Here is a 2,798-nt window from a genome sequence, read left to right as displayed (position 1 = left end):
TGGGGTGGTACCGACCCGGGCGACGCCGGCCCGCCGGCCGATGCCCTGCTGTTCGTTGAGCAGGAGGGTGGTGGCGATGCTGATGCCGACGACGGTGGACATCGCCATCGCGGCGCCGGAGAAGCGCAGGGTGGGCAGCCGGAACCGGCCGCCGAACGGGCGCGGCCGCCCGTGCCGACCGTGTCGTGCGGGCTCGTGCTGGACGTCCCGCGCGATGCTCTCGCGCGCAGCCACCGGACCCCTCCCTCCCCGAAGTCGCCGTCGCGTCGCCGTATTCTCCCACGGGCCGCCCCCGGGCCCGGATCCGGCCGTCGCGGGCCGGTCGCCGGCGCGGGCCCGCGCCGGGAGGGGGAGAGCGTACCAGCGGGTGCCCGCACCGTGGACGGAATCCATCCATTTTCCGGACATCCGCACGACAGGCGGAAGTTGACGGACAGTCGGAGACCCCGGGTAAGGGGCGGCCAGGCTGCACGGGGATTATTGCAACCCCCTTGCAACCCTTGCCCACAGGGCCCGGGTGGCGCAGGCTGATGGCATCCCGCGCCGTTCCCGGAGAGACCGTCATGTCGCCCGACCCGCTGTCCGCAGCCTCCAGTGCACCCCTCGCCGCCACCCCCACGGGCGGCGATGGGGCCGGCTCCACCGCCGCTCCGGCGGCGGTGGAGGAGGTGCTGATGCTGCGGATCTCCCTGGGCGAGGACGTGGTCGGGGAGGTGCGCACCCGGTTCCGCTTCGACGCTTCGCGCCCGTACGAGGTGCTGCTGACCTTCCATCTGGGGCGTCCCGACGAGGCGGACTGGGTGTTCTCCCGCGACCTGCTGCGCGAGGGCCTGCGCGCGCTGAGCGGGCAGGGCGACGTCAAGCTGTGGCCGGCCTACTGCCCCTGTCACGGTTCGACGTTGCACCTGGCGCTGGAGTCCCCGCACGGCAGCGCGCTGCTGGAGGCCTCCAAGCCCCGGGTGCAGGCCTGGCTGGACCGCACCTACGCGCTGGTCTCCGTCGAGGAGGAGCGCGGCTGCGGCCCCACCGACTCCCAGCTGGCCGCGCTGCTCGCGGACGGCTGAGCGGCGACCGCCCCGCCCCCGGCGGGCCACGGCTGCGGAAGGGGCGCCACGGCGCCCGGCAGCCGTGCCGTGCCCGCCGCCAGCCCGGCCCGCAGCCGCCGGACGGCCGGGGCGGTGGAGGAGGGCAGCAGATCGTACGGATCCTCCGGCCCCTCCACGGTGACCAGCACCGAGTCGGCGAAACGATACGGCCGGTGGGCCAGCAGGCCGCCCAGGTAGCGGCGCAGCCGGGAGAGCTCGGCCCGGACCGTGACCGTCCGCCCGGCGTCGCCGAACAGCGCCTCGGCGAGCTGGGCCGCGGTGCTGCCCTCGGGGGCGGTGGCGAGCAACAGCAGCAGTTCGGCGTGGCGCGGGCTGACCGGGTGTGACCAGCTGTCGGCCGCGCCCCGGACGGACAGCTCGGGGCGGTCCGGGCGGCGCAGGTCGAGTCGGAGCCGGGCGCCCTCGGCCTGTTCGGCGCTCACCGTGCCGGAGCCGTCCTCCTCGGGCGGGCGGACCGGGCGCACCAGCCAGCCGTCGCCGAGCGGTTCCAGCACGCACTCGCCGAGGCCCGGCACCCACTGCACGGCAGCCGGGGCCCAGCCCTCGCTGGGCACGGGCAGCCGGTTGGGCGGCGGGAGCCCGGCCGCGGCGGCCGTCCAGCCGGCCGCGTCCACCACCAGGGCCGGGCCACCGACCCGGGCGAGCAGCGGGGCGGCCAGGGTGCGCAGGTGGTGCAGCGCCTCCAGCCGGTGGGCGCGCAGTTCGGTCTCGGCGAGCCGGGCGGCGGTGGCGGTGAGCTGGAGCAGGTGCGGGCGGGCGCTGTGGGCCGGGGCGCTGAGATTGATCGCGCCGACCACCCGGCCGGTGGCCGGGTCGTGCACGGGCGCGGCCATGCACGTCCAGGTGTGGTGGCTGCGCAGGTAGTGCTCGGCGGAGTGGACGTGCATCGGGCGCTGGGCGCGCAGGGCGACGGCGATGCCGTTGGTGCCGACGGTCTCCTCCAGCCAGCGGGCACCGGTGACGAAGCCGATCCGGTCGGCGCTGCGCCGCAGGCCGCGTTCGCCGTCCTGCCAGAGGACGTGGCCCTCGGCGTCGGCGACGGTGAGGATCAGCGGGGCCTGGTCGACGGCCCCGAGCAGGGTGTCGCGCAGCACCGGGACGATGGCGTCGAGCCCGCTGGTCCGGCGGCGGTGCTCCAGTTCGGCGGGACCGAGCAGGACGGTGGCGGCGCCGGCGTCGGGGTCGAGGCCGAGGCGGCGCAGCCGGGCCCAGGAGTCGCCTATCTCCGGCCGGAGGTCGAGCAGGCCGGAGCCGCCGGCCTCGGGGTGGGCGAGTTCGCGGGCGGCGGCGTCGGCGAGGGTCCGCTCGTGGACCTTGGCCAGTTCCGCCGCGGTCGGCGGGGTGCGGCGCTCTGGTCGTCGGGACTGCCGTCCGGTCTGCCGCACTCGCGTTGCTCCTCGCCGCCGTTCGAGGACGCGCCGGGGCCGACGCGCTGACGAAAGCGTACGGGGGAGGTGGGCGTGTGGGGACGGTGTCCGCCAACTCGTCGTACCGCTCGGTACGGAAACCGTTCGGGGCCCTCCCCGGTGGCCGTCCGCGCCGGTACGCCCCGGGGTGTCAGCGCTCCGCGCCGGGCTCGTGCTGGGCGGCCTCGACGGTGTGGTGCAGGTCGGCGGTGGCCTCCAGGGTGGCGCCGGCGCTGAGGGCCAGGCAGGCGGCCAGGGCCAGGGCGACGGCCCGCAGCCGGGTGCC

Annotated in this window: 3 protein-coding genes; 1 reads left to right on the top strand and 2 read right to left on the bottom strand. The window is 76.7% G+C overall.

What is annotated here, in order from left to right:
- Positions 1-234, bottom strand: a 234-nt coding sequence (locus tag J0670_RS34960) for a hypothetical protein (RefSeq protein WP_207816520.1), incomplete at its 3' end; no start/stop codon positions are given.
- Between the two features lie 296 nt (positions 235-530).
- Here J0670_RS34960 and J0670_RS34955 point away from each other — a divergent pair.
- The gene (locus J0670_RS34955; protein WP_207816518.1) at positions 531-1,064 is read left to right on the top strand and encodes an SsgA family sporulation/cell division regulator; all 534 of its coding nucleotides are present in this window, start codon (positions 531-533) and stop codon (positions 1,062-1,064) included.
- Here J0670_RS34955 and J0670_RS34950 read toward each other — a convergent pair.
- Entirely contained in the window at positions 983-2,491 is a 1,509-nt protein-coding gene (locus J0670_RS34950) for a GAF domain-containing protein (protein WP_207816516.1), read from the bottom strand. The two genes, J0670_RS34955 and J0670_RS34950, sit on opposite strands and share 82 nt — an antisense overlap.
- Positions 2,492-2,798: the final 307 nt, after the last annotated feature.

The organism is Streptomyces sp. FH025 (assembly GCF_017427025.1).
Classification (GTDB): domain Bacteria; phylum Actinomycetota; class Actinomycetes; order Streptomycetales; family Streptomycetaceae; genus Kitasatospora.
Note: the sequence above shows the minus strand (reverse complement) of the source record. Positions and strands in the feature narration are given on the sequence as shown.